Annotated in this window: 24 protein-coding genes; 10 read left to right on the forward strand and 14 right to left on the reverse strand. The window is 62.8% G+C overall.

What is annotated here, in order from left to right:
* The first annotated feature begins 13 nt into the window (after positions 1-13).
* The 6 genes from OHD62_RS21890 to OHD62_RS21915 are packed head-to-tail and all read left to right on the forward strand — an operon-like array spanning position 14 to position 5,929.
* A complete protein-coding gene (locus OHD62_RS21890; protein ID WP_263787011.1) occupies positions 14-1,687 on the forward strand; it encodes a GMC family oxidoreductase in 1,674 nt (557 codons plus the stop codon).
* A gap of 1 nt (position 1,688) precedes the next feature.
* The gene (locus OHD62_RS21895; protein WP_263787013.1) at positions 1,689-2,096 is read left to right on the forward strand and encodes a hypothetical protein; all 408 of its coding nucleotides are present in this window, start codon (positions 1,689-1,691) and stop codon (positions 2,094-2,096) included.
* Positions 2,097-2,127: 31 nt separating this feature from the next.
* Entirely contained in the window at positions 2,128-2,505 is a 378-nt protein-coding gene (pcaC, locus tag OHD62_RS21900) for a 4-carboxymuconolactone decarboxylase (protein ID WP_263787014.1), read from the forward strand.
* The gene (locus OHD62_RS21905; RefSeq protein WP_412177409.1) at positions 2,502-4,001 is read left to right on the forward strand and encodes an aldehyde dehydrogenase; all 1,500 of its coding nucleotides are present in this window, start codon (positions 2,502-2,504) and stop codon (positions 3,999-4,001) included. The genes pcaC and OHD62_RS21905 overlap by 4 nt, the downstream gene beginning before the upstream one ends.
* Before the next feature lie 21 nt (positions 4,002-4,022).
* Positions 4,023-4,937 carry an SMP-30/gluconolactonase/LRE family protein gene (locus OHD62_RS21910; RefSeq protein WP_263787016.1) on the forward strand — a complete coding sequence of 305 codons (915 nt, stop codon included), beginning with the start codon at positions 4,023-4,025 and terminating at the stop codon, positions 4,935-4,937.
* Between the two features lie 59 nt (positions 4,938-4,996).
* A complete protein-coding gene (locus OHD62_RS21915; protein WP_263787017.1) occupies positions 4,997-5,929 on the forward strand; it encodes a LysR substrate-binding domain-containing protein in 933 nt (310 codons plus the stop codon).
* Positions 5,930-5,968: 39 nt separating this feature from the next.
* Here the strand turns inward: OHD62_RS21915 and OHD62_RS21920 are convergent, their stop codons facing one another.
* From OHD62_RS21920 to OHD62_RS21930, 3 genes are all read right to left on the reverse strand, one after another.
* Complete coding sequence (locus OHD62_RS21920) at positions 5,969-6,433, reverse strand: NUDIX domain-containing protein (protein WP_263787018.1); 465 nt, start codon at positions 6,431-6,433, stop codon at positions 5,969-5,971.
* Positions 6,434-6,489: 56 nt separating this feature from the next.
* Complete coding sequence (locus tag OHD62_RS21925) at positions 6,490-8,202, reverse strand: HAD family hydrolase (protein ID WP_263787020.1); 1,713 nt, start codon at positions 8,200-8,202, stop codon at positions 6,490-6,492.
* A gap of 170 nt (positions 8,203-8,372) precedes the next feature.
* The gene (locus OHD62_RS21930; protein WP_263787021.1) at positions 8,373-8,783 is read right to left on the reverse strand and encodes an HD domain-containing protein; all 411 of its coding nucleotides are present in this window, start codon (positions 8,781-8,783) and stop codon (positions 8,373-8,375) included.
* 256 nt (positions 8,784-9,039) lie between these two features.
* Between OHD62_RS21930 and OHD62_RS21935 the strand changes: the two genes are divergently transcribed.
* Positions 9,040-9,648, forward strand: coding sequence for a cysteine hydrolase family protein (locus OHD62_RS21935; RefSeq protein WP_263787022.1), 609 nt, complete (start codon positions 9,040-9,042; stop codon positions 9,646-9,648).
* A gap of 40 nt (positions 9,649-9,688) precedes the next feature.
* On the opposite strand, the gene OHD62_RS21940 is transcribed toward OHD62_RS21935, so the two are convergent.
* A complete protein-coding gene (locus tag OHD62_RS21940) occupies positions 9,689-9,925 on the reverse strand; it encodes a hypothetical protein (protein ID WP_263787024.1) in 237 nt (78 codons plus the stop codon).
* Between the two features lie 267 nt (positions 9,926-10,192).
* On the opposite strand from OHD62_RS21940, the gene OHD62_RS21945 reads away from it, so the two are divergent.
* Positions 10,193-10,516 (forward strand): hypothetical protein, encoded by a 324-nt coding sequence (locus OHD62_RS21945; protein WP_263787025.1) that lies wholly within the window; start codon positions 10,193-10,195, stop codon positions 10,514-10,516.
* Positions 10,517-10,536: 20 nt separating this feature from the next.
* On the opposite strand, the gene OHD62_RS21950 is transcribed toward OHD62_RS21945, so the two are convergent.
* The 3 genes from OHD62_RS21950 to OHD62_RS21960 form a co-directional block, all read right to left on the reverse strand.
* Positions 10,537-10,728, reverse strand: a complete 192-nt coding sequence (locus tag OHD62_RS21950) for a hypothetical protein (protein ID WP_263787027.1) — start codon at positions 10,726-10,728, stop codon at positions 10,537-10,539.
* 53 nt (positions 10,729-10,781) lie between these two features.
* A complete protein-coding gene (locus OHD62_RS21955) occupies positions 10,782-11,996 on the reverse strand; it encodes an NAD(P)/FAD-dependent oxidoreductase (RefSeq protein ID WP_263787030.1) in 1,215 nt (404 codons plus the stop codon).
* A gap of 71 nt (positions 11,997-12,067) precedes the next feature.
* On the reverse strand, positions 12,068-12,232 hold the full coding sequence (locus OHD62_RS21960) for a DUF3309 family protein (RefSeq protein ID WP_023768317.1): 165 nt from the start codon (positions 12,230-12,232) through the stop codon (positions 12,068-12,070).
* Between the two features lie 360 nt (positions 12,233-12,592).
* Between OHD62_RS21960 and OHD62_RS21965 the strand changes: the two genes are divergently transcribed.
* On the forward strand, positions 12,593-13,366 hold the full coding sequence (locus OHD62_RS21965; protein ID WP_263787037.1) for a glucose 1-dehydrogenase: 774 nt from the start codon (positions 12,593-12,595) through the stop codon (positions 13,364-13,366).
* A 130-nt stretch (positions 13,367-13,496) separates the two neighbouring features.
* The gene (locus tag OHD62_RS21970; RefSeq protein ID WP_263787038.1) at positions 13,497-15,014 is read left to right on the forward strand and encodes an FGGY-family carbohydrate kinase; all 1,518 of its coding nucleotides are present in this window, start codon (positions 13,497-13,499) and stop codon (positions 15,012-15,014) included.
* Positions 15,015-15,085: 71 nt separating this feature from the next.
* Here OHD62_RS21970 and OHD62_RS21975 read toward each other — a convergent pair whose 3' ends face one another.
* From OHD62_RS21975 to OHD62_RS22005, 7 genes are all read right to left on the reverse strand, one after another.
* A complete protein-coding gene (locus OHD62_RS21975; RefSeq protein WP_263787039.1) occupies positions 15,086-15,889 on the reverse strand; it encodes a GntR family transcriptional regulator in 804 nt (267 codons plus the stop codon).
* Positions 15,886-16,668: a creatininase family protein gene (locus OHD62_RS21980; RefSeq protein WP_263787040.1), complete on the reverse strand. Its 783-nt coding sequence runs from the start codon at positions 16,666-16,668 to the stop codon at positions 15,886-15,888. Before OHD62_RS21980 ends, OHD62_RS21975 begins: the two co-directional genes overlap by 4 nt.
* 8 nt (positions 16,669-16,676) lie before the next feature.
* Positions 16,677-17,651 (reverse strand): phosphotriesterase, encoded by a 975-nt coding sequence (locus OHD62_RS21985; protein ID WP_263787041.1) that lies wholly within the window; start codon positions 17,649-17,651, stop codon positions 16,677-16,679.
* Entirely contained in the window at positions 17,648-18,607 is a 960-nt protein-coding gene (locus OHD62_RS21990; protein WP_263787043.1) for an ABC transporter permease, read from the reverse strand. Before OHD62_RS21990 ends, OHD62_RS21985 begins: the two co-directional genes overlap by 4 nt.
* Positions 18,604-19,548 carry an ABC transporter permease gene (locus OHD62_RS21995; RefSeq protein ID WP_263787044.1) on the reverse strand — a complete coding sequence of 315 codons (945 nt, stop codon included), beginning with the start codon at positions 19,546-19,548 and terminating at the stop codon, positions 18,604-18,606. The genes OHD62_RS21990 and OHD62_RS21995 overlap by 4 nt, the downstream gene beginning before the upstream one ends.
* Positions 19,538-21,022: a sugar ABC transporter ATP-binding protein gene (locus tag OHD62_RS22000; RefSeq protein ID WP_263787046.1), complete on the reverse strand. Its 1,485-nt coding sequence runs from the start codon at positions 21,020-21,022 to the stop codon at positions 19,538-19,540. Before OHD62_RS22000 ends, OHD62_RS21995 begins: the two co-directional genes overlap by 11 nt.
* Before the next feature lie 90 nt (positions 21,023-21,112).
* Positions 21,113-22,186: an ABC transporter substrate-binding protein gene (locus OHD62_RS22005; RefSeq protein WP_263787049.1), complete on the reverse strand. Its 1,074-nt coding sequence runs from the start codon at positions 22,184-22,186 to the stop codon at positions 21,113-21,115.
* Positions 22,187-22,206 lie beyond the last annotated feature (20 nt).

Genomic DNA, 22,206 nt, shown 5'->3' on the forward strand with positions numbered 1-22,206 from the left:
AGGGAGGAAGAGAATGACGGTTGAAATTCTGGCGCAACGCAATGCACGGCCGGGACGCGACGAAGAGGTGGATGTCGTGATCGTCGGTGCCGGACCGTCCGGCTCGGTCGCAGCACTTCATCTGGCTCGTGCCGGCATTTCGGTGGTCGTGCTGGAGCAGGGCGAATGGCCGGACTATGACGACTACACCGGCGCACGGCCGGAGCACGAACTGGTCAGCACCAAGCTCTGGCATCCCAACCCGAACGTTCGCGACAATCCGAACGACTATCCCGTCGACACGTCCACGACGGATATCAATCCGCTGATGTTCGCCGGCGTCGGCGGAAGCGCCACGCTCTATGGCGCGCAATGGATGCATTTCCTGCCGTCCGATTTCCGGGTGCGCTCGATGGACGGCGTGGCCGAGGACTGGCCCTTCACCTACGAGGACCTGTTGCCCTATCAGCTCGAGATAGAGCGCGAGGTGGGGGTCTCGGGTCTCTCCGGCGATCCGGCCTTTCCACCACGTGGCGCCTATCCCTTTCCGGCGCTGCCGATTGGGTCCGTGGGTCTGCGCGGTGCGCTCGGCATGGAAAAGATGGGCTGGCACTGGTGGCCGGGGAGCAATGCGATCCCGTCGGAGAAGTTCGGTGAACTCAATCCGTGCGTGCGCCGTGGCACCTGCCTTACCGGCTGTCCCGAAGGGGCGAAGTCGACGACCGATCGTTCGCATTGGCCACTGGCGCTGAAGGCCGGCGCGCGGCTGATCACCCGCGCTCGGGTGAAGGAGGTCGAGACCAACGACCAGGGGCTCGCCACCGGTGTCGTCTATATCGACGCCAATGGGCGCGAGCGGCGCCAGCGCGCCAAGGTCGTCATCCTGTGCGCAAATGGCGTCGGCACGCCGCGGCTGCTGCTGATGTCGGGTGGCTCAAGTAACCCGGACGGGCTCGCCAATTCCTCGGGCATGGTCGGCAAGCGGCTGATGATGCATCCCTTCGCCAGCGTGCTCGCCTCCTACGAGGATCCGCTCGATTCCTGGCGCGGTCCCTTCGGCCAGCAGGTTTATTCGCTGGAATTCTATGAGACGGACGAAAGCCGCGGCTTCGTGCGCGGCTCGAAATGGAACTGCATGCCGTCGGGCGGACCGGTCGGCGTATCCGGCGCGATCGGCTCCAAGGTCTATGTCGCGGAGGAGGGCCGGTTCCAGGATTTCTGGGGCGCCAATCTGCACGAGAATGTCGCCCGCCGCTTTGGCCATTCGCTGATCTGGGGCATCGTCGGCGAAGACCTGCCGGAGGAGAGCAACCAGGTGGTGCTGTCGAAGGACTTGGTCGATTCCGATGGTCTGCCGGCGCCGCAGATCGTCTACAAGGTCAACGAGAATTCCAACCGGCTCCTGCAGTTCAATATCGACCGCTGCCTGGAATCGGTGCGCGCCGCCGGTGCCATCGAGACGCTGGTTTCGACACCGGTGCGCGAATCCGGATGGCACCTGATCGGCACCACGGTTATGGGCGACGATCCCAAGCGCTCCGTCGTCGATCAATGGGGCGCCTGCCATGACGTGCCGAACCTCTACGTCATGGATGCTTCGACCTTCCCGACCTCTGGCGCCACCAATCCCACCGCGACCATCATGGCGGTTGCGCTGCGCAACACGCAGCGGATGATCGCCGAGCGCCGCAACCAGAAGGTGGCCTGAGATGGCGAAGGAACAAGCCTTTTTCGCGCTCGCCGATTTCCTGATCCCGGCGCATGGCGAGATGCCGAAATTCAGCGATGTCTGCACCTATGCCGACGTCGAGAAATCCCTCGATTTCCGCATTGATCTCAAGGAAGGATTTGCCCGTGCCATCGCCACCGATGCGTCCACCGGCGTGGAGGCGCATCTGGAAAAGATCAACAAGCAAGATGGCGAGGCCTTTTCCGCGATCACCACCGTCGTCATCGCCACCTACTACATGAACCCGCGCGTGCGCGCGCTGATCGGTTATCCCGGCCAGGAAAATGTCCAATATGATTCCAAGGCAACGCAGATCTACCTGACCAACGGTTCGCTCGGTCATGTGGTCGCGCGCGGCCGCAAATACCGGCCAACCCCCGGCCTCTGACCTCCCAAGCAAACAGGAAAGGACTACCCAAATGGGCAAGGACGTATTCGACAAGGGTTTTGAGATCCGCAAATCGGTTCTGGGCGCGGAGTTCGTCGAGAAATCCTTTGCCAGCGCCGATGATTTCAATCGCCCGATGCAGGAACTGGTGACGGAGTATTGCTGGGGCGCCGTATGGGGCCGCGATACGCTCGACAAGAAGACCCGCAGCATGCTGAACCTTGCCATGCTTTCGGCGCTCAACCGTCCGCACGAGCTGAAAATGCATGTGAAGGGCGCGCTTCGCAACGGCGTCACCCAGGACGAGATCCGCGAAGTGCTGCTGCAGGTGGCGATCTATGCCGGCGTGCCGGCAGGCGTCGACGCCTTCCGGCTTGCCCGCGAGGCCATCCAGGAAGCGCAGGCATGATCGCGCGGCCGCCGCTTGCCGCGGAAAAGCTTTCGATGCTGGTCGGCGGCCGCTGGATCGCCTCGGTATCGGGGGACTATTTCGAATCCTTCGACCCCTTCACCGGCAAGGCCTGGGCGCTGGTTCCGCGCGCAGGCGTTGCCGATGTCGACGCCGCCGTCCAGGCCGCCGTCGAGGCCTTCCGCGGCGAGTGGCGGACACTGAGCCCGAGCGCGCGCGGGCAGATCATGACGCGTTTTGCCGACCTGGTCGCCGAGGAGGCCGAGAGCCTTGCCGTTCTCGAAACCCGCGACAATGGTAAGCTGATCAATGAAATGCGGATGCAGTGCAAATACATTCCGCAATGGTTCCGCTTCTTTGGCGGTCTCGCCGACAAGATCGAAGGCCGGGTCATCCCGATCGACAAGCCGGGCGTGTTCAACTACACGCGCCAGGAGCCGCTGGGGGTGGTGGCCGCGATCACGCCCTGGAATTCGCCGCTGATGCTGGCGACGTGGAAGCTGGCGCCGGCGCTTGCCACCGGCAACACGATCGTGTGGAAGCCGTCCGAGTTCTCTTCGGTTTCGGCGCTGTTCTTCGGCCGGCTCTTCGAAAAAGCCGGCTTTCCGAAGGGCGTCGTCAACATCATCACCGGCTTTGGCAACGAGATCGGCGACCGGCTGGTCACGCATCCCGATGTTGCCAAGGTGGCCTTCACCGGCGGCGACGCGACCGGCCGCCGCGTCTATCAATCGGCCGCGGGCGGGCTGAAGAAGGTGACGCTCGAACTCGGCGGCAAATCCGCCAACATCGTGTTTGCCGACGCCAAGATGGAAGCGGCCATTCCCGGCCTTGTTTCCGGCATCTTCGCGGCGACTGGCCAGACCTGCATCGCGGGCTCGCGCGCGCTGGTGCAGCGCTCGGTCTACGATGAAGTGACGGAGAAACTGGTCGGTTTCGCCAGGACAGCGAAGATCGGCGATCCGCTCGATCCCGAGACCCAGGTCGGCCCGATCACGACGCTGCCGCAGCGCAAGAAGGTGCTCGACTACATCGGCATCGCCAATGGCGAGGGCGCCGCGCAGTTGCTGGGCGGCAAGGTGCCCGAGGACAAGTCGATCGCCGATGGCTGGTTCGTCGAGCCGACGATCTTCGGCAATGTCAAGCAGTCCATGCGCATCGCGCAGGAGGAGGTTTTCGGGCCGGTGCTCTCGATCATTCCATTCGAGGATGAGGAGGAGGCGGTGGCGATCGCCAATGACAGCATCTACGGGCTGGCCGCCGGTCTATGGACGCAGGATCTCGGCCGCGCGATCCGCCTGCCAGAGCGGCTCGAGGCCGGCATTATCTGGGTCAACATGTATCGCGCCACCAGCTATCTGTCGCCCTTCGGCGGCTACAAGCAGTCGGGCTTCGGCCGGGAGAACGGCCAGACCGCCATCTACGAATACCTTCAGGAAAAAAGCGTCTGGATCGATGGCGGGAATTCCATTCCCGCGCCGTTCGTCCAGCGCTGACCGGCCGTAAGCGAGGCGTCGATGTCCTGCTATGAGATCATCGATGCGCGGTTCGGCGATCTGATCGATCCTGTCGCTTTCCTCGAGACCCTGCATACGGGAAATCGCTGGGCGGAGGGGCCGGTCTATTTCGCCGACCTTCGCTCGCTGGTGTGGAGCGATATTCCCAATGACCGCATGCTGCGCTGGGACGAAGAGACCGGCGCGGTTTCGCTGTTTCGCGGCAACGTCGCCAACCCGAACGGCAACACGCGCGACAGGGAAGGGCGGCTGGTCACCTGCATGCAGGGCGAGCGCCGGGTGGTGCGCACGGAATGGGACGGCTCGATCACGGTGCTGGCCGATCGCTTCGACGGCAAGCGGCTGAACTCGCCCAACGACGTGGTGGTGAAGTCGGACGGCAGCATCTGGTTCACCGATCCGAACTACGGGATCATCTCCGACTATGTCGGCCGCAGGAGCCCCCAGGAACAGCCGGGCTGCCGCGTCTACCGCGTCGAGCCGCTATCGGGAAAGATCACCGTCGTCGCCGATGATTTCTCCATGCCGAACGGGCTCGCTTTCTCGGCTGACGAAAAACAGCTCTATATTTCGGACTCCGGATTCCTGACCGACCGCAGTGCGCCTCACCACGTCAGGTTGTTTGACGTGGAGGGCGAAAAACTGATAAATTCCCGTGTGTTCGCCGAGATTTCTCCGGGCATTCCGGATGGCTTCCGCGTCGATGCCATGGGCAATCTCTGGATCAGCGCCTGGGACGGCGTGCAGTGCCATACACCGGATGGCGAGCTGATCGGAAAGATCGAAGTGCCTGAAATGGTGGCGAATGTGGTGTTCGGCGGGCCGCGCAACAACCGGCTGTTCATCACGGCGACGACGTCGGTCTATGCAGTCTTTCTGAATGTCCGAGGCCTGAAATATCCATTCTGGACGTGAGAAGACACCACGGAAATACCTGGAAGCTCTGCCGCAGCGGATGGCCAGATGGGTGAGAGTTGGACACGAAGCAGCTACAGGTTTTCATCGCCGTTGGCTCGGCAGGGAGCTTCTCGAAGGCGGCACTTGACCTGAATGTGACGCAGCCGATGGTTACCCGCCATATTCGCGGGCTGGAGGAGGAACTCGGCGTCGAGCTCTTTTACCGGAATGGTCGCGGGGTGGTGCTGACCGAGGCCGGCGTGCTGTTGAAGGCGCACGCCGACGAGATCGTCGAGCGGCTGCGGTTGGCGCAAAATGCCGTGTCCAACCTCAAATCCTCGCCAAAGGGCCGGCTGGTGCTTGGCGTGCCGCCCTCGGTCGGCACCGTGCTGACGGTGCCTCTGGTCAAGAAGATCAAGAATGAATTCCCCAATGTCGTGCTGCAGGTGATCGAAGGTTTCAGCGGCCACATACTGGAATGGCTGATCGCCGGCCGCATCGATGCCGCCGTGCTCTATAATTCGCCGAACCATCCGTCCGTCCTTACCGAGCCGCTTGCCGACGACGAGCTCTTCCTGATCGGACCGGCCTCGCGCGAACGTGTGCTGCCGCCTGGGCCGGTCGGCCTCAACGTCTTTGCCGAACTGCCGATGATCCTGCCGAGCCGGCCGCATGGGCTCAGGCGCCTGCTTGACAACATCCTGGCCGAGCACGGCGTCTATCCGCGCGTCGAGATGGAACTTGAAGCGATGCCTTCGACATTGCTCCTGGTCGAGGAGGGCACGGGCTATACCGTCTTGCCCTATGCCTCGGTGCATCTGCTGGTCGAGGCCGGACGCATCGAAGTCTGGCCGTTCAATCCGCCGATTACCCGCAAGCTCATTCTCGCGACCTCCTCGCAACGGCCGATGTCGTCGACTTTCCGTCCGCTCTTCCGAACGGTTCGCACGGAGCTGAGGGACATCATGTCGACCCATATCTGGAAACCGCCGGCGGCGCATTTGGAGTGACCATGCGATGGCTGCCGGGCGTCTGCGTCTTGGACGCGGTCAACCCGCGTCATGCCGGTCGGTAAAATCCTTCAGCATGGCGCGCTGGCCTTTGAGGATCTTGGTTTCGGCCTCAGGCAGGCTGAACCATCCCACCTTGTCCACCTCGGGAAACTCCCGCATCGAGCCGGACCTTGGTGGCCATTCCATCAGGAAATAGTTGCTCCTCGCGGCGGCCGCATCGACATCGGCTTCCACGCACCATGCCAGCACGATCTTGCCTCCCGGCTGTTTATAGCGACCGAGAGGCTGGAAGCGTCCGTCGATGCGCACGCCCAGTTCCTCTTCGGTCTCGCGCCGCGCCGCCGCCAACTCGTCTTCGTCCGCCTCGACGAGGCCCTTCGGGATCGACCACGCGGCTTCGTCCTTCTTTGCCCAGAATGGCCCACCCGGGTGCACCAGCAGAACCTGCAGCAGGCCCGAGCTACGGCGATAGATCAACAATCCGGCACTTGTGACAGCCATCCGCTGGCCTCTCCCGGCGCTTGCCGCTTTATCCTCGATCCAGGGTTGAGCTCGGCCTACTCCGTAGGGGCCGTGGCGGGAGCAGTGTAGCGGCGGCGCACCGCATCAAGAACGAGCTGGCGGCTCTCCTGCGCCGATAATTTCTTGTCCTTTTCGGCGGCCGCGGTTTCGCGGGCCAGTTCCTTGTCCCTGATCTGATGGCGAAACCATTCGGAATAATCGCCAGCCCGCAAATGGTGTTCCCAGGTCTTGTCGTCGATGCCTTCCGCCATCTGCGCGAAAATCATCAAATTGTGTGCCCTCAGATTCATCGCATTTTCGGGGCCTTTGAAATAGAAGCTGCCGGCCTCGTCGAGCTGGCCTTCGGCATATTTGCGGCTGTGCCGCTTCAGCGACTGGCGCGGCTCGATTGCCTTGATCGACGCAGGGGTCTTGTTCCCGTGCGGGCGCCAGAACAGCACGCGCTCGCCCTTTGGCGACGCCATCTGCTTTGGCGCTTTCGTTCTGGTTTCCTGGCAGAATGACTTGATGACACTCGTAGCCTTGGGGCCAAGCGCGATGACAGCCGTCACCAGGCGCAAGACGTCCGTCGAGATCGCTTCCGGATGCACCGTGATCAGGATCGTGCCCGGCAATTCCAATGACAGGATCGCACGGGTGTCGTCGCGCCGTTTGGGCAGAAGGTGATGCGCTTCGTCGATGACCAGCCAATGCGGTCTCGCCGTACGGTAACGAAAATTGCCAAGGCCTGGCAGCAGTTCGGCAAAGAAATCGGGGCGCTCGTTGACCCCCAGGGACAGTCCATTGACGACAACATTGGTGTCGGGTTTCTCGATCAGGTCGAGCAATTGTTCCTTGGTCGGCGCACTCGCACCATCGCCCAGCCGCACGGCACTTTGCAGGCCATCGTAGTCTCCCTCAGGGTCGAAGATGCAGAACTGAAAGCCGGTCTCGACGAAGCGTTCCGTCAGCGCGGTGGCCAGGGTGGATTTGCCGATGCCGGAGCTTCCGGCGATCAGAACGGTGTCGGTCGGCGACAGATATGTTTCCTTTCCGGCCGCAGTGCCAAGCAGGATGCCGTCGCGCGACTTCCGGACAAGCTCGCGATCATGCTTGATCAGCTTGCCGATCAGTTCCTCCACCCCTTTGCCGCGGGCGCCGCGCGTGACGAAATCGGCGGTGTCCTTTACTGCCGGCAGCGCGTTGTCGACGGCGACGCTGCAGCCGCAGGCCCGCAAGAAGGCATGATCGTTTTCCGCATCGCCTATGCCGACCACATTGCGCGGCGACAGGCGAAGATCCTGGAGTGCGGCGGCCAGCCCCGCCGCCTTGTTGATGCCGCTCGGCAGGATCATCACCGCGCCCTTGTTGAAGATGATCTCCAACTCCAGTCCCAGTTTCTTGATGACATCGAGCACAGTCGCTTGATGAGGTTCCCAAGTCGCCACGATCGAGCGCCCGACCGAAAGCGGCTTCACCCCGCGCTTCTTCAGCCTGGCGACGAGATCGGGCGCGGGCGCTGGCGAAATCGTGCGTTCCTCCTCGCTGGCTGGCGTATAGATCAAGGCGCCATTTTCGGCGACGACCTTGTCGAACAGGCCGATCTCCGGAAAAACCTGCTGGAGATCGGGCAGCTCGCGCCCGGTGACCAGGATGAGCTTGCGACCCGTTTTCTTCAACTGTTCGAGCGCCGAGAGCGTCTTTTTCGATACGATCCCGTTATGCGCCAGCGTCCCGTCATAGTCCGTCGCCAAGGCTATGAAATACATATTCAGGACCTTTCATGTCCGGCATCACCGTTGTGGCCAACCTACAGAAAATCACACCGCCCCTGGAGTTGCCTGAGCACAACGCATGTCAGCCGAAAAGGTTTACGCGGGAGTGCGTCATTCCTTCGGCGCCACCCAAACGCTGGGAGACCGGCGCCGCTCACGACGCATTAGAACTCGTCATCCAGGATCCGGAGCCCTTCCTCGTATTTTGATGTCGAGGCGCCGATCTGTCGTGCCTGCCAGATATTGTCGGCGAGATCCGCGCGCTTGACAGGCAGCGCCAGGGGATTGGCTGCCGCTCTGCGTACGAAAGTAAGCTCATCTTCGTCGGGCCGGCGGGTCATGGCATCGACCGCCGAGACGATGGACGGCCCAAAGCCGGCCGCCTCCAATCGATCGCGGCTCCATCCATCGCCTTTCTCGAGAACGTCGTGAAGGTAGGCAATAGCCTTGCCATCAAGCGTGTCCACGGCATCAACGATCCGACGGCAATGCTCGATATACGGGCTTCCGGTCTTGTCGGTCTGGCCGGCATGAGCCTGTTCGGCGATCTTTGCCGCGCGGTAAAGCACGCTCATGGCTTCAATCCTCACCTTGTCCGATGAAGTCCTTGTCTAAACCGGCAATTCGTCCCAGGGTTCCATTCGACGAACCCGCCACAAGGGCGATACGCGATGACTATTTCGCGTCCAGACCGTGGGGAACGAGGTGTCGTGCTCTGCGTTAGGTGGCAAACGTTCCGCAGGTTGAACTCATGAACAACGAGATCGATATCGATCGACCGCGTCAGACCCATTCCCGCCGTGAAATGACATTGCGATCGTCGACGTCTTGATGTCGACACCGGGGCTGGCATATGGCCCGCTGGGCGACAACTGCGCGCACCTTTGCGTCGACATGCAATGCTTGTTCGCGGAACCTTCGCCTTGGGCGACACCCTGGATCACCCGTGTTCTGCCGCTAATCGAGAGCCTTGTCGAACGACGCGCCGCCCAGACCGTCTTTACCCGCTTCCTGCCCGCACAAAGGCCTGGCCAGGGTGTAGGCACGTGGAAGCGTTATTATGAACGCTGGGCATCGATGACTCTGGACGCGCTCGACCCGGAAATGACCGGTCTCCTGCCTTCGCTCGCCCGGCATTGTCCTCCCGCAACCGTCATCGACAAGCACATCTATTCCCCCTGGTTCGAAGGCGGGCTCAGGCGCCTTCTCTCGCAATGGCGGGTCGACACTTTGGTGATCACCGGCGGCGAGACCGACGTGTGCGTACTGGCCACCGTGCTCGGGGCCATCGATTTCGGTTACCGCGTGGTGCTCGTCACGGACGCCCTCTGCAGCTCGTCGGACGCCACGCATGATGCGTTGTTGACGGTCTATCATCAACGGTTTGCGCAGCAGGTCGAGACGGTGGAGATGGAGACGGTCCTGTCAGGCTGGACGTAGCTCAAGAGGCCGGCTTTCGTGGCGGGTTGCCTTGCGGCGCCTAATCGCCGCCAGTTCCGTGAGATATTTCGGGATCGGGGAGAATTCCAAAGTCCTGAGACTTGGAGCCTTGCGCCGCCGTCAAGAATCCGTCCGCCGCAAGACCGCGACGCAACAGTTCTCTCACCGCCGCAGACCTGCTTGGCATGCGCTTTTCGAAACGCCAGTTCTCAACAGCGGCGAGTTCCTCGGCCGTCAGCATGATCTGCAATCGTTCGGGTCGCTCCAAGTCTGCCATGACAGCCTCCAGCCACATCAAACAAGACGAGTTAGTAAGTACCTCGATAGGAGTAGAGTTAGTATTCGTCTCAAAATACGTCAAGAGCGAATGTGAAGTGATTGGCGCCTAAGGCAAACGATGAGCGACAGACGTGGACTGCGCAATTGGCAAACTATGCTAACTTATTGATTTTATACACAAATATCTGAATTTTTTCTTGTCAAACGCGCGCTTATGATGCATGCTGAATTATGAGGGAGAACAATTCCCGGAAGGACGTTTTCCATGCGCCATGAATATTCGGCTCAGTTGCGGGAGGATCTGAATGTCCAGGTTTTGACTGCCCTGCACTCGCAAGGGATCGTCAATGTTGCCGTGGTCGCGGAGGAAGTGCGTCGGCGCAATCTCGCCGAAAATATCGCCCTTGAAGATATCGAGCATCTCGTCATGCAGACGGCTCAATTCTACGCGGCACCCATGGAATTCGACGGCTTGACCGTCGTCATGGAGACGAGCGGGGCACTGTCCGATGTCGGTCTACTGCATGGCAACGGCAGTCTCGAAGAGGAGGCCGCTCAACTCGATCCTCACCAGATGCACATACAATAGGAGATGCTCGCGCGACGGATTCAAGAAAGCGACTGACCGGATCGCGTTTTTAATATTCGTGCCTCGCGCAGCAATGAGTTGCGGTCGGTACCGATCATGGCGATCAGGTCCACTGCCTGATCAACGGTGATGCCGGTCTCCGCAGCCAAAGCGCGTGCCAGCGAAGTCTTTTCGCGCATTTTCCGGGCATGATCCTGGGTATCGTCGTCCATCGCTGTACTCCTCTGATAGGCAGGAACCGCCAGTGGGACGAGTGGTTCCTTGATCAGGAGCGGCTGAACGCAAATAGTCTTGCGTCCGAATCGTCGGCGCCATCGATCGTCGACAATACGATCTCCGAAGCAATCTGCGAGAAGGTAATGCCGTTGCCGCCATAGCCCATGACGGCTTGAATGCGCGGATGGCGGGGCAGCGCACCGATATAAGGCAGCCCCGATGTCGTGGTGCCGAAGGAGCCGGCCCAGGCAAATTCGGGGCTGGCGTCGAGCCTCGGGAACAGGCTGCCCAGTTTTGCCGCCAGCCGCTCGGCCTTGTCGGCGATCAGCGCATCGCGATGTGCCTCGTCGGTGAACTCCTCGTCCTCGCCGCCGCAGATGACCCGGCCATCGGCGGTTGTCCTGACATAGAGGTAGGGGTCCGATGCCTCCCAGATCAGAGCCGCGTCCGGCCAGATCGCTTTTGGTTGCCGCCCCGTGGCGATTGCCCAGGTCGAAACTATGCGGTGCCTGGTCGCCGGTATCAGGTCAGTCAGTTCGTAGCCCGTTGCCAACACCAGATGCTGTGCCGTGATGATTGGGCCGAGGCTGGTGCCAACGGTGACGTGGTCACGGCCGTGTTCGATGGTCGTCGCCTCGACCGGCGCATAGAACCGCGCTTTGCGCGCCAGCGATTTGAGCAGCAGACCCGCGGTGAGCTTGCGCGGGTCGAGCGCAAGATTGCCGTGGCTGAGAATGGCGCCGGCACGATCGATGCCGAACCTGTCAGCCAGAGCTTGGCGCGTCAGGTAGGTTGCGGCGATTCCGGCTTGCCGGCGGGCCTCTGCCTCCGCCTGCAACTCGGCCGGACGGAGCAGGTTGCCGGCAAGATAAAGCGAAGGCAAACAGCTCAGGCTGCAATCGATGCCGAGTTCGGCAACCCGTCCGCTCAGGTTAAGCACCGCCAGGCGCGAGCGCCGCCATGCCTGCTCGGCATCGGCCTTTCCCTTGCTCGCCGAAAGTTTCGTCAGGGGTTGGTCAAGCTCGAACTGCACCAGGGCCGTCGTCGCCGAGGTCGATCCCTTCAACGGTCCGCGCCGGTCTATGCAGATCACGGAATGGCCGGCGCGTGTCAGCGCCTCCGCCGCCATGGCGCCGCTGATGCCCATGCCGGCGACCAGCACGTCTGTCTTTACATCCCGCGTGAGTTTTCCCGCCGGCACCGATGGTGCGCGATAAGAGAACCAGACGGGCCGTCCGCCCCTCAGGTCGAGTTTGCGCTTCAACAACGCCTCCGTTTTCAGCAAATGCCCGCCGCTTCTGCGAAGCGGCGGGCAAGCCAGTCTCTGCCGGCAGGCTAGATGCGCCCGAGGACAACCAGAATGATGACGATGAGCAGCACGAGCCCCAGACCGCCTCCGCCATAATAGCCGGTCCCATAAAATGGCCCACCGCCCAAGCCGGAAAAACCGCCCAGCAGGGCAAGTATCAAAATGATGATGAGAATGGTTCCAAGGCCCATATGTTCTTATCCTTTGCCGCCGCGCCATGTTGTTGCGCGGGTTTCTCAAGCTGAAACTCGCAAGCAAGCCGTCCTGTTCCCGAAGCGAAGCCGACAGAGACGACGAGCTGAGTTTTTTCCAGTCCCTCCTGCGCCGCAAATATCGATCCTCGATCAGCGCTGGCTATTCGCGGTGCCGGCGCGTAACGGTCCAGGCCCTCAGTGGCCTACTTATCCGGCTCGCCATTGCTGATGACGGTCGTCAGCGCGTACGATGTGCGACAGGCCTTCGATCTGGCTGCCGGCAAGAGCCGAAGCATGAAGGTTCGATTGCAATTCTGGCCGCCTTGACGGCTGGTCGCCATTTTTGGGAATGACGCTTTGACCGCTCTATCAGACCTGTTCGGCCTCGCCGGAAAAACAGCCTTCATTTCGGGATCGAGCCGGGGCATCGGCCTGGCGCTTGCCAAGGCCCTCGGCAAGGCGGGTGCTGCTGTTATCATCAACGGGCGCGATGAAGGTCAGGTTCAAAAGGCCTTGGGATCATTGACTGCGTCGGGAATCGAGGCGATCGGTTCCACTTTCGACGTCACCGTGGCTGAGGATGTCGAGCGTGAAATCGCCAGGCTCGAACTGGAGTTCAGGCCGATCGACGTCCTCGTCAACAATGCCGGCATGCAGCACCGGGCGCCCTTCGCCGACTTCCCGGCAGAGATGTTCGACAAATTGATGCGAACAAATCTCTACAGCGCGTTCTACCTCACCCAACCGGTCGTCCGGTCGATGATGGGCCGCAAGCAGGGTTCGATCATCAATATCTGCTCGGTGCAGAGCGAACTCGGGCGGCCCTCGATCGTGCCGTACACCGCATCGAAGGGCGCAATGAAAATGCTGACCAAGGGCCTTGCAGCGGAACTTGGCCCGCACGGCATCCGGGTCAACGGTTTGGCGCCCGGCTATTTCCGGACGGATCTGAACGAGGCGTTGGCGAAAGATGCCGAGTTCTCGCGCTGGCTCGTCGGCCGGACGCCGCTGGCCCGATGGGGCGAAGTCGACGAATTGGGCGGCGCGGCGATCTTCCTGGCGTCCAATGCCTCGAGCTTCGTGACCGGCCAGATCATCTATGTCGATGGCGGCATGACCGGCTCCGTTTGAGTTCGGGAACGCATGTCTCATTGTCGATGCGAGCATTTGCCGGGTAGAAACCGCCCCGGCGAACTTGCTTGACGGCGGTCGCAGCGAGCGGCATGTCTACTTGTTGACTCAAAGAGACAAGTAACCTTCCATGGACAATCAATACATCATTGGACTGGATGTCGGAACGTCGGTGACGAAGGCCGCGCTGTTCGACCGGGCCGGTCGCGAATTGGCGGCGACCTCGCGGCGCACGGCCGTCCTCTCACCGCATGCCGGCTGGTACGAGATGGAGCCCGACGAGCTTTTCGACGCGGCTTGCGCGGCCTGCCGCGAGTTGATGTCAAAGGTCGGGATTGCCCCGGAGGCGGTCGCCGCACTCGCCATTTCGGGCGTCATGATCGGCGGCTGGCTGGTAAGCGCCGATCAGCAGGTCGTGCGCCCCGGCATCTTGTGGAATGATGGCAGGGCACAGGAACTGGTCGATCAGCTGGTCGCAGCGAATCCGTCGCTGATGTCGCAGCTCTTCGACAGTTCCGGGCAAGTCATGCAGCTTGGCTGCACCTTGCCGGTCCTGGCATGGCTTGCCGAAAATGAGCCGCTGTCGGTGGCGCGGGCTTCGGTGATCCTGACAGCCAAGGATTTTATCCGCATGAGGCTGACCGGCACTGTCGCCACCGACGAGACCGACGCCGCAATCGCACCGGGAAGTGCCGCACGACGCGCCTTCAATCCGGAACTCCTCCAACTCTTCGGCATTGAGCGTCACGCGCATCTCCTGCCACCCGTGCGGCGTTCGAGCGAGCTCGCGGGCGTTCTCAGCGTGGAGGCTGCCCATGCCACCGGGCTCGCGCCCGGAACGCCGGTGGCCATAGGCGCTGGCGACCTGCCCGCATGCGTGCTGGGCGCAGGTGCTGCGGCGCCCGGCATTGCCTGCTCGGTCGTTGGAACGACCTGTCTTAACGGCGTGGTTTCCGATGCTCCGGTGTTCAATCCCCGCGACATGGGCATACTCTTCACCGTCCCCGGCGACCTCTGGATCAAGACCATGGTCAATGTCGCCGGAACTACAAATCTGGACTGGAGCCTCAGCGCGCTCTGTCCGGATCTGCTGGGGCGGCCCGATGCCTATGAGCAACTGGCTTCGCTGGCGGCTGGCAGCCCGGCGGGAGCCGGAGGGGTATGCTATGTGCCGTATCTCAGCCATATCGGCATTATCGCGCCGCGGCTCGAGGCCGGTGCCCGCGCCGGCTTTGTCGGCCTCAATCCCAGCCACGGGCGAGGGGACCTGATCCGCGCCGTCTATGAAGGGCTCGCCTATGCGATCCGCGATTGCTATGACCGTATCGAACAGCCGATCTCGGCGATCCGCCTCGTCGGCGGTGCGGCACGCAGTCCCTTCTGGACGCAGATGATCGCCGATGTGACCGGCGTGCCGGTGGAAGTGCCTGAAGGAAGCGAGTTCGGCGCCAAGGGTGCGGCGCTGCTGGCCGCGGTGGCGATCGGCTGGTACGGCGACATCAGGCAAGCCTGCCGCGAGACCTTCAGCCTGTCGCGGCGACATGATCCCGATCCTGCGCTGAGCGCCGCCTATGACGCCGGATGCCGACGCTATCAGATCGCTTGCGAGGCGATGCTGGATCGCCTTGCGCCGGTCTATCGGGGGTAAGGCATCGGGACCCAAAGTGGAACCGGATTTGGGACAATCCGATGCTCAAACAAAGAGATAGAGCCGACAGCTCAACCGGCGAAATTGCCGAAGCCCACCCGGTAATTCCAGGGCTCTCCAGCGGGCTGCGCCGCACCCGGCCAATCGGCGCCCACCTGGGAAATAGAGATCTCCAGCGCGACCGGCAGGAGAAAAATCGTCGACAGTTCGATCGGCGCGCCGGACTGGTCGAAGGCGCGGCGTTCGGCGATGTAGATGGCTGCCGGCTCGCCAAGTTCCAGGAGCTTTGCCGTTTGCGCGTCGGCGATTGCGGGCCGGTAGCGGTCCTCAGCGTGGACGATGGTGCGGCCGAAGCCCTGCCGCAGCGCCTCATAGAGCCCTTGAGCGAGGTGAGAGAGTTCGAGACCCTTAAGCCGTTCCAGATTGAGCAGCGTGTCGGCGACCGCGACCGGCTTGCGGTCGGCAAGCACCAAGCGTGTGTGGCGGTAGACCGAAGCGCCGTCGGCAAGGGCGAAAAACGCCTTGGCGACTTGCGAGGCCGGTTCGGGCGCACTTGCCAGAATGCGGTAGTCGGCCGCAAGCCCTTGTGCTCGCACACCGTCGGTGATCGACGTGATCGCCCGATAGTGCCTGGCGACGCCGCTTTTGTTGATGAAGGTGCCTGTGCCCTGCTGGCGTCGCAGCAGGCCCTCGCGCACGAGGATGTCGATCGCCTGCTGGATCGTGCGGCGGCTCACCTGCCATTCCTCGACGAGCTTCAACTCGCCGTCGAGGCGATCCTCATAATAGCCCGACAGAATGCGCGCACGCAGGCTTTCGGCCACCTGAATGTAAATCGGGCGATGATCGCGGACCGCGCTGGCGTCGGCTTTCAAGATGATGCTTCCCCAATCGATCGGGATCCTGACTGCCGAGAATAGAGGTCGGCGACCAGTTCAGCCATCCGGTTAATGACCGCTTCGAGGATTATCCTGCCTTTTTCGACAGTGGCGGCGGTGGCGTCGCCGAGCACGGGGCTCGCTGAGAATTCGCTCCAGCGATAGGCCACCTCGCCAAAGTCGGCGGGAAACGTGGGATAATTGACGATCGCCTTGTCCATCTGCACCAGTTCCGGCGCCAGATGCAGCATGTAGGAGGTCTCGATCTCGCAGGCATGCATGTAGGAGGGATGGGCGGCCGGTCTTTCGCGGACTGTTTTGGTGGGCTCGGCCGCACCCGGATAGTTGAGGATGGCGACGGTCAGGCCCTTGTCCTTGAGCTGGCGCTGCGCCTCGCGCAGCGCGGTCACGTTGCCGTAATGCGCGTTGATCACGGCAAGGCTCGACAGTCCTTTTTCCAGCATCGACAGGCCGATTTCCGTGACCGTGCGCGACACTGTTTCATTGGAGATTGAAAACGAGCCGGGCGAGTCCGATAGCGACCAGACCTGGCCGAACGGCAAGAGCGGCAACAGCATCACAGGCGTCGCGCCGGCGATGCGCTCGACGAGGGCCGCCGCCAGCCGGCGCGCCAGATAGTTGTCGGTGCCCGCCGGCAGATGGTCGCCATGCGCCTCGACCGCGCCGATCGGCAGCAGCACCACGGGCTTCTTCAGCAGCAGCGCGCGCGCTTGTGCATCGTTGAGGCGTTCGAGTTCGGCGTGTTCGAGGTACAATTCGGGCCTCAGGTTCTGAAGGCGAAAGCCCGCTTGGGATTTTCGACCATGAAGGTGTGGATGAGCGCCTTGCCGTCGAAGCCGGCTTCGCCGGCCTCCTCGATGAAGCGCGGCACCCAGCTTTCGAGGATATAGCCGAGGCCGAGCCCGCCCTCGCCATAGTTGCGATACATGGTGCGGCGGGCGATGTCGCCGCCGATCATCAACTGCTTCTCGTAGCCACGTTTGACGAGCTTGAGGATGCAATCGATGAGCACGCTCTCGGGGTGGTATTTGATCCGGGAAATGCCGTCGAAACACATGTAGACGCCGGTCTCGGCTGCCTTGGCGTGCACCCACGGATCGGGATTGCGGTCGACATGGGCAATGGTGAGGCGGCTGGGGTCAACGCCCTCGGCCCTGACGATGGCCAACTGCTCCAGGATCAGCGTACCAAGCTCGGTATGCGAATGGATCGGGGCGTTGGTTTCTTTATGCGCGTCAAGCGTGGCGCGCAGCACCTTGTCCTCGGCATCGCTGATGGTGTTGTAGCCGGTGCCGAACTTCACCACGCCGCCGCGGATCTCGGTGCCGTCGAGGCCGGTGGTGATCTCGCTGGCGATGTGGTCGCGGATCTGGGCGCGGCTGCGGGCATCGATCCACATCTGGAAGGTCATGTTCTGGCCCTGCATCTGTCCGGGCCACATCACCGCCTTGTTGAACCCGGCGGTGGCGATGATCTTGATGCCGGTCCGCTCGGAGATGGTCTTCAGCGCCACGGGATCGCGTCCGTAGTCGATGGCGGTGGCGTCATAGACAGCCTGGCCGCCGGCCTTGACGAACAGTTCGACGTCCTTGATCGAGGCTTCGACGTCGTCGATCATGAAATCGTCGATCTTCTTCTCCTTCCACAGCGGCGGCACGCAGAAGAGATGGTCGTGCGCATAGGTCACGCCGAGCTGGTCGGGATCGATGTCGCCGGTAAGCGTGCGGATGAAGCTCATTGGGATCGCTCCTGTTTGAGGTTCGCAAGCGCGAGCGCCAGGATGATGATGAGACCCTGGACGATGAATTTGGCGGCGGGCGGCAAGGCCAGCACATAGAGCAGGCTTTGCACGAAGAACAGGATTAGCGCGCCGGCCATGGCGCCGAGCGGCAGGAAGACGCCGCCCGCGAACAGCGCGCCGCCGATGACAGCGGCCGCAATTGAATCCAGGGTGAAGTTGTTGCCGACGCCGATGCTGGCCATGCCGGTGATCGCCGACAGCAGAATCCCGCCGATCGAGGCCAGCACACTGCACAGCACGAAAGACAGGATGATCAACCCATCCGAAGGGATGCCGCTGTGGCGCGCGGCGACCACATTGGCGCCCGAAAGGATCATCTTGCGGCCGAGCATGGTGAAGTGAACCAGCAGCAGCAGAGCGACCAGCAACACCAGCCAGATCAGGGCGGAGTAGGGGGCGACGCCGAAGAGCCAGCCCTCGGTGATGACCCGGAAGGCCGGCGGCACCGCGCCGCGCGGCGAGCCACTGGTGAAGAACACCACCAGCCCGGCGATGATCAGCGAGCTGGCAAGCGTCGCCAGAAACGCCGGGATACGAAGCTTGGTCGACATGATGCCGTTGGCGAGGCCGACGAGCGCGCCAGCGGCAAGGGTCGCGGTCACCGCCGGCACCAGATTGGCCATGTCGCTATTGAAGATCGAGCACAGGACAATGTTGGCCATCGAGGCGGTTGCCCCGACCGAAAGGTCGAGCCGGCCCATCATCAGGACCAATGCCTGTCCCGCGACAACCACCCCAAGCGGTGCTGCCTGCCGGATGTTGTCGAGCAGCAGGATGGACGAGAAGCCGCGCGCCGAGATGAAGAATGCGGCGAGCAGCAGCAGCAGCAACGCCATGGCGCGCAGGCTGGCGCCGGCCGGCCGGAGGCGATCCAGATAGGTTGCGGCCGTCATGCCAGGCTCCGGGATCTGCCGCGCATGAAAAGCATCAGCGCCGCCACGAAGATCAGCCCCTTGGCGATCTGCTGCAGATTGGTGTTGAGTTCCAGAAGGTTGAAGGCGTTGCCGATCAGCACCAGCGCGATGGCCCCGGCAAGGACGCCGAACACGCTGCCGCGTCCGCCTTGCAGCGCCACGCCACCCAGCACCGCCGCCGCGATGGCGTCGAGCGTGAAGGAATCGCCGATCAACGGGTCGCCGGAGAGGATCTTGATCCCGACAGCGAGACCGGCGACAGCGGCGAGGCCACCCGAAATCAGGAATACCGAGAGATCGATGCCGGGCACGTTGACGCCGTTGGCGAAGGCGGCACGGCCATCGGAGCCCAGAGCATAGATCGACCGCCCGAAGCGGGTGAAGCCGAAGATCGCGAAGGTGGCGGCGAACGCAGCCGCGATCAAAAGCAGCGGCCAGCCAAAGAACTGGTCCTGGCCGTAGAAGGTATCGTAGAAGCCATAGTCGACCTCGCCGCCTGGCGAGGGAAGCAGCAGCAGGGCGATCCCCTTCACAACCGCCGAAGTCGCGAGCGTCATGATCAGCGGATTGATGCGCAGCAGGATGACGCCGGCGGCGTTGAAGGCACCGCAGGCAAGCCCCGCAAGGATGACCAGCGGGATGCTGAGCCAGCCGAGCTGCGCCGAGGTGACGCCGAGGATCGCGGTCGAAAGGCTGATGACCGAGCCGACCGACAAATCGATGCGGCCGGCGAACAGCACCACCGCCTCACCAAGGGCTGCGATGGCGAGCGGCAGTACGCGGTTGACGAGATTGCCGAGATTGCCGGCGGAGACGAAATCGCCCGACCAGATGGTTGCGATCGCGCCGATGGCCGCGGCCAGCAGCAGCGCCGGCAGGCCGAGCATCAAATTGGGGCGGCCCGATCCTCTAGGCTGCATGGTTCAATACGCCCTCCGGACCGGCGGCGAGCCGCATGATTGCCTCTTCCGAAAACTCCGGCCGCGCCAGCGTGCCGGTGACGGCGCCTTCGAACAGCACATGGATGCGGTCGCTGAGGCCGATCAGCTCAAGCATGTCGGCACTGATCAGCACCACGGCAACACCTGCCTTGGTGAGGTCGCCGATCAGCCGATAGATTTCGGTCTTGGCGCCGACATCGACCCCCTTGGTCGGTTCGTAGAGCACCAGCACTTTCGGCGTTTCGGCAAGCCAGCGGGCAAACACCACTTTCTGCTGATTGCCACCCGAGAGCTGCCGGACCGGCTGGTCGATGCCGGTCGAGCGGATGGCGAAGCGCTGGCGGGCTTGCTCGGCGAAGCGCCGCTCGAGCGCATGGGCAAGCCAGCCCCAGCTGCTGCGCCGTGACAGGGCAAAGAGGCTGACATTCATGCGGATCGGCAGGTCGAGCGCGAGGCCCTCATGCTTGCGGTCGTCGGGAATGGAGGCGATGCCGGCGGCAATGCCCCTTGCCACGCTGGTCAGCCGGATCGGCACGCCGTCGATGGCGATCTCGCCGCCATGGAACGGCGTGATGCCCGACAGCGCTCGCGCCAGCGGCCGCTGGCCCTGGCCCTCGAGCCCGGCGAAACCGACGACTTCTCCGGCGCGCAGCGAGAAGCTGAGCGGCTTCAGCCCGGCAGCGGCGGCATTGGCCACCGACAAACGCATTGGGGCGGCCGCCAGATCAGTGGGCCGGGCCGGAAAGATATCGGCGAGCGTGCGGCCAACCATGGCGCGGATCAGGTCGTCGCGGCTGAAGGCGCCGCGCGCGGCGTCCAGCGTCAGCGCGCCATCCTTGAGCACGACCGCATGGTCGGCGGCTTCCATCACCTCGTCGAGCCGGTGGGAAATGAAGATCACGGCGCTGCCTTGCGCCTTGAGCCGCGCCATGGCTGCCAGCACCAGTTCGGTTTCGTGCGACGACAGCGAGGCCGTCGGCTCGTCAAGGATGAGCAAGCGCGGTTTCAGCCGAATCGCCTTGGCGATCTCGACCATCTGCCGCTCGGCGGCGCTGAGCTCGCTGCCCATGCGGGTGGGTTTCAGGGCAAAGCCCATCTCGGCGAACAGCGCGTCCGCCGCCTCGTGCAGGCGTTTTTGCCGGATGAACCCCAGACCATTGCGCGGCTCATCGCCGAAGAACAGGTTCTCGCCGACCGACAGGTCCGGCAGGATCGACGTCTCCTGCAGGGCCAAAGCCACTCCCGCCCGGCGTGCGGCCTTGGGCGAGGCGGGGCGGAAAGCGGCACCGTCGAGAGCCATCGTGCCGCCGTCGGCGGAAAAACTGCCGGCGCAAATGTGCATCAGCGTCGACTTGCCCGCCCCGTTCTCGCCGACGAGCGAAACGATCTCGCCGGCGCGAACGGAGAAGGACACGTCCCGCAGCACCTTGTTGGCGCCGAAGGCTTTTGACACCTGCGCCACTGCCAGCCGCGGGAGCCCGGCCGGTATTGGCTTCAGTGCTGGGGACGCGGTTTGCGACATCGATGACCTTGGGGATAACCTTCAGTTTGCGAAGATCGCCTTGACCTGCTCGTCGGTGAGGCGGGTATTAGCCCAGAACGAGTCGGACAGATCCGCCTTCATATATTTGCCGAGGTCGTCGGCCGTGATCGTCGGCACCGGCAGCACGGTGTCCCTGGTCGCGCTCTTGCCGTCCAGCAGATCGAGCGTGATGCGCAGCGCTTCCGAAGCGAGCCAGGTGGGCTTGGAGGTGGCGATCGACACGAAGCCCTTGTCCTTCAGCGCCTGCCAGCGCTTCAGATAGCCATTGTTGTCCTCGCCGGTCATCGGTACCAGCGGGCGCTGCGCGGCCTCGAACGCATCGATGGCGCCGAGCGTCATGGCGCCGCCCTGCGACCACACACCATCGATCTGCGGATTGGCCGCGAGCAGGTTGGAGACCGCCTGCTTGCCCTGCGCGTAGTCCCACGAGGCATCGACCGCGCCCAGGATCTTGATGCCCGGATTGGCGTCGAACACCTCCTTGGCGCCCTTGTAGCGGTCGTCGCTCACCGAAATGCCGGCGATGCCGTTAAGGGCGATGATGTTGCCCTTGCCGCCCATCTGTTTGACCAGCCATTCGGCGCCGGCCTTGCCGAAGGCGATATCATCGACGGTGACCAGGGCGTCGTAATCCTGCGATTTGATGGTCGAGGCGAGCAGCACGACCTTGATGCCTGCGGCGCGTGCCTTCTTCAGGGTTGGAATGAGCGCGGTCGGCGAGGTCGGCGTGGTGATGATGGCGTCGACCTTCTTGGTGATCAGGTCCTCGATGTTGGTGATCTGCTTTTGCGTGTCGCCAGCGGATTCCACATAGACGACGTTGACGCGGTCCTTGTCCTTTTCGGCCTCGGCCTTGAATTCGGCGGCGAGCTGGACCGACCAGCTGTTGCCCATGAAATAATTGTCGTAGCCGATGGTGTATTTCTTGTCGGCGGCGAATGCCGAGGTGATCAACCCCGCCGTGACGACGGCGGCGGTCAGTAGAGTCTTCAATCCCATTTGCATCAGAACCCCCTTGTTGGTTAGCGCCTCGCGCGTCACGGCCAGAGCGGCGACAAATGGTACCTTGTCCATACAAGGAGTCAAGTTGGTGC

Source organism: Mesorhizobium sp. YC-39 (genome assembly GCF_025753795.1).
GTDB lineage: Bacteria > Pseudomonadota > Alphaproteobacteria > Rhizobiales > Rhizobiaceae > Mesorhizobium.

What these genes read in the sequence shown, in the direction of transcription:
- OHD62_RS21890 (WP_263787011.1), top strand. Translation starts at nt 14, where the DNA reads ATGACGGTTGAAATTCTGGCGCAACGCAATGCACGGCCGGGACGCGAC.
- OHD62_RS21895 (WP_263787013.1), top strand. Translation starts at nt 1,689, where the DNA reads ATGGCGAAGGAACAAGCCTTTTTCGCGCTCGCCGATTTCCTGATCCCG.
- pcaC (WP_263787014.1), top strand. Translation starts at nt 2,128, where the DNA reads ATGGGCAAGGACGTATTCGACAAGGGTTTTGAGATCCGCAAATCGGTT.
- OHD62_RS21905 (WP_412177409.1), top strand. Translation starts at nt 2,502, where the DNA reads ATGATCGCGCGGCCGCCGCTTGCCGCGGAAAAGCTTTCGATGCTGGTC.
- OHD62_RS21910 (WP_263787016.1), top strand. Translation starts at nt 4,023, where the DNA reads ATGTCCTGCTATGAGATCATCGATGCGCGGTTCGGCGATCTGATCGAT.
- OHD62_RS21920 (WP_263787018.1), bottom strand. Translation starts at nt 6,433, where the DNA reads ATGGCTGTCACAAGTGCCGGATTGTTGATCTATCGCCGTAGCTCGGGC.
- OHD62_RS21925 (WP_263787020.1), bottom strand. Translation starts at nt 8,202, where the DNA reads ATGTATTTCATAGCCTTGGCGACGGACTATGACGGGACGCTGGCGCAT.
- OHD62_RS21930 (WP_263787021.1), bottom strand. Translation starts at nt 8,783, where the DNA reads ATGAGCGTGCTTTACCGCGCGGCAAAGATCGCCGAACAGGCTCATGCC.
- OHD62_RS21935 (WP_263787022.1), top strand. Translation starts at nt 9,040, where the DNA reads ATGTCGACACCGGGGCTGGCATATGGCCCGCTGGGCGACAACTGCGCG.
- OHD62_RS21940 (WP_263787024.1), bottom strand. Translation starts at nt 9,925, where the DNA reads ATGGCAGACTTGGAGCGACCCGAACGATTGCAGATCATGCTGACGGCC.
- OHD62_RS21945 (WP_263787025.1), top strand. Translation starts at nt 10,193, where the DNA reads ATGCGCCATGAATATTCGGCTCAGTTGCGGGAGGATCTGAATGTCCAG.
- OHD62_RS21950 (WP_263787027.1), bottom strand. Translation starts at nt 10,728, where the DNA reads ATGGACGACGATACCCAGGATCATGCCCGGAAAATGCGCGAAAAGACT.
- OHD62_RS21960 (WP_023768317.1), bottom strand. Translation starts at nt 12,232, where the DNA reads ATGGGCCTTGGAACCATTCTCATCATCATTTTGATACTTGCCCTGCTG.
- OHD62_RS21970 (WP_263787038.1), top strand. Translation starts at nt 13,497, where the DNA reads ATGGACAATCAATACATCATTGGACTGGATGTCGGAACGTCGGTGACG.
- OHD62_RS21985 (WP_263787041.1), bottom strand. Translation starts at nt 17,651, where the DNA reads ATGAGCTTCATCCGCACGCTTACCGGCGACATCGATCCCGACCAGCTC.
- OHD62_RS21990 (WP_263787043.1), bottom strand. Translation starts at nt 18,607, where the DNA reads ATGACGGCCGCAACCTATCTGGATCGCCTCCGGCCGGCCGGCGCCAGC.
- OHD62_RS21995 (WP_263787044.1), bottom strand. Translation starts at nt 19,548, where the DNA reads ATGCAGCCTAGAGGATCGGGCCGCCCCAATTTGATGCTCGGCCTGCCG.
- OHD62_RS22005 (WP_263787049.1), bottom strand. Translation starts at nt 22,186, where the DNA reads ATGGACAAGGTACCATTTGTCGCCGCTCTGGCCGTGACGCGCGAGGCG.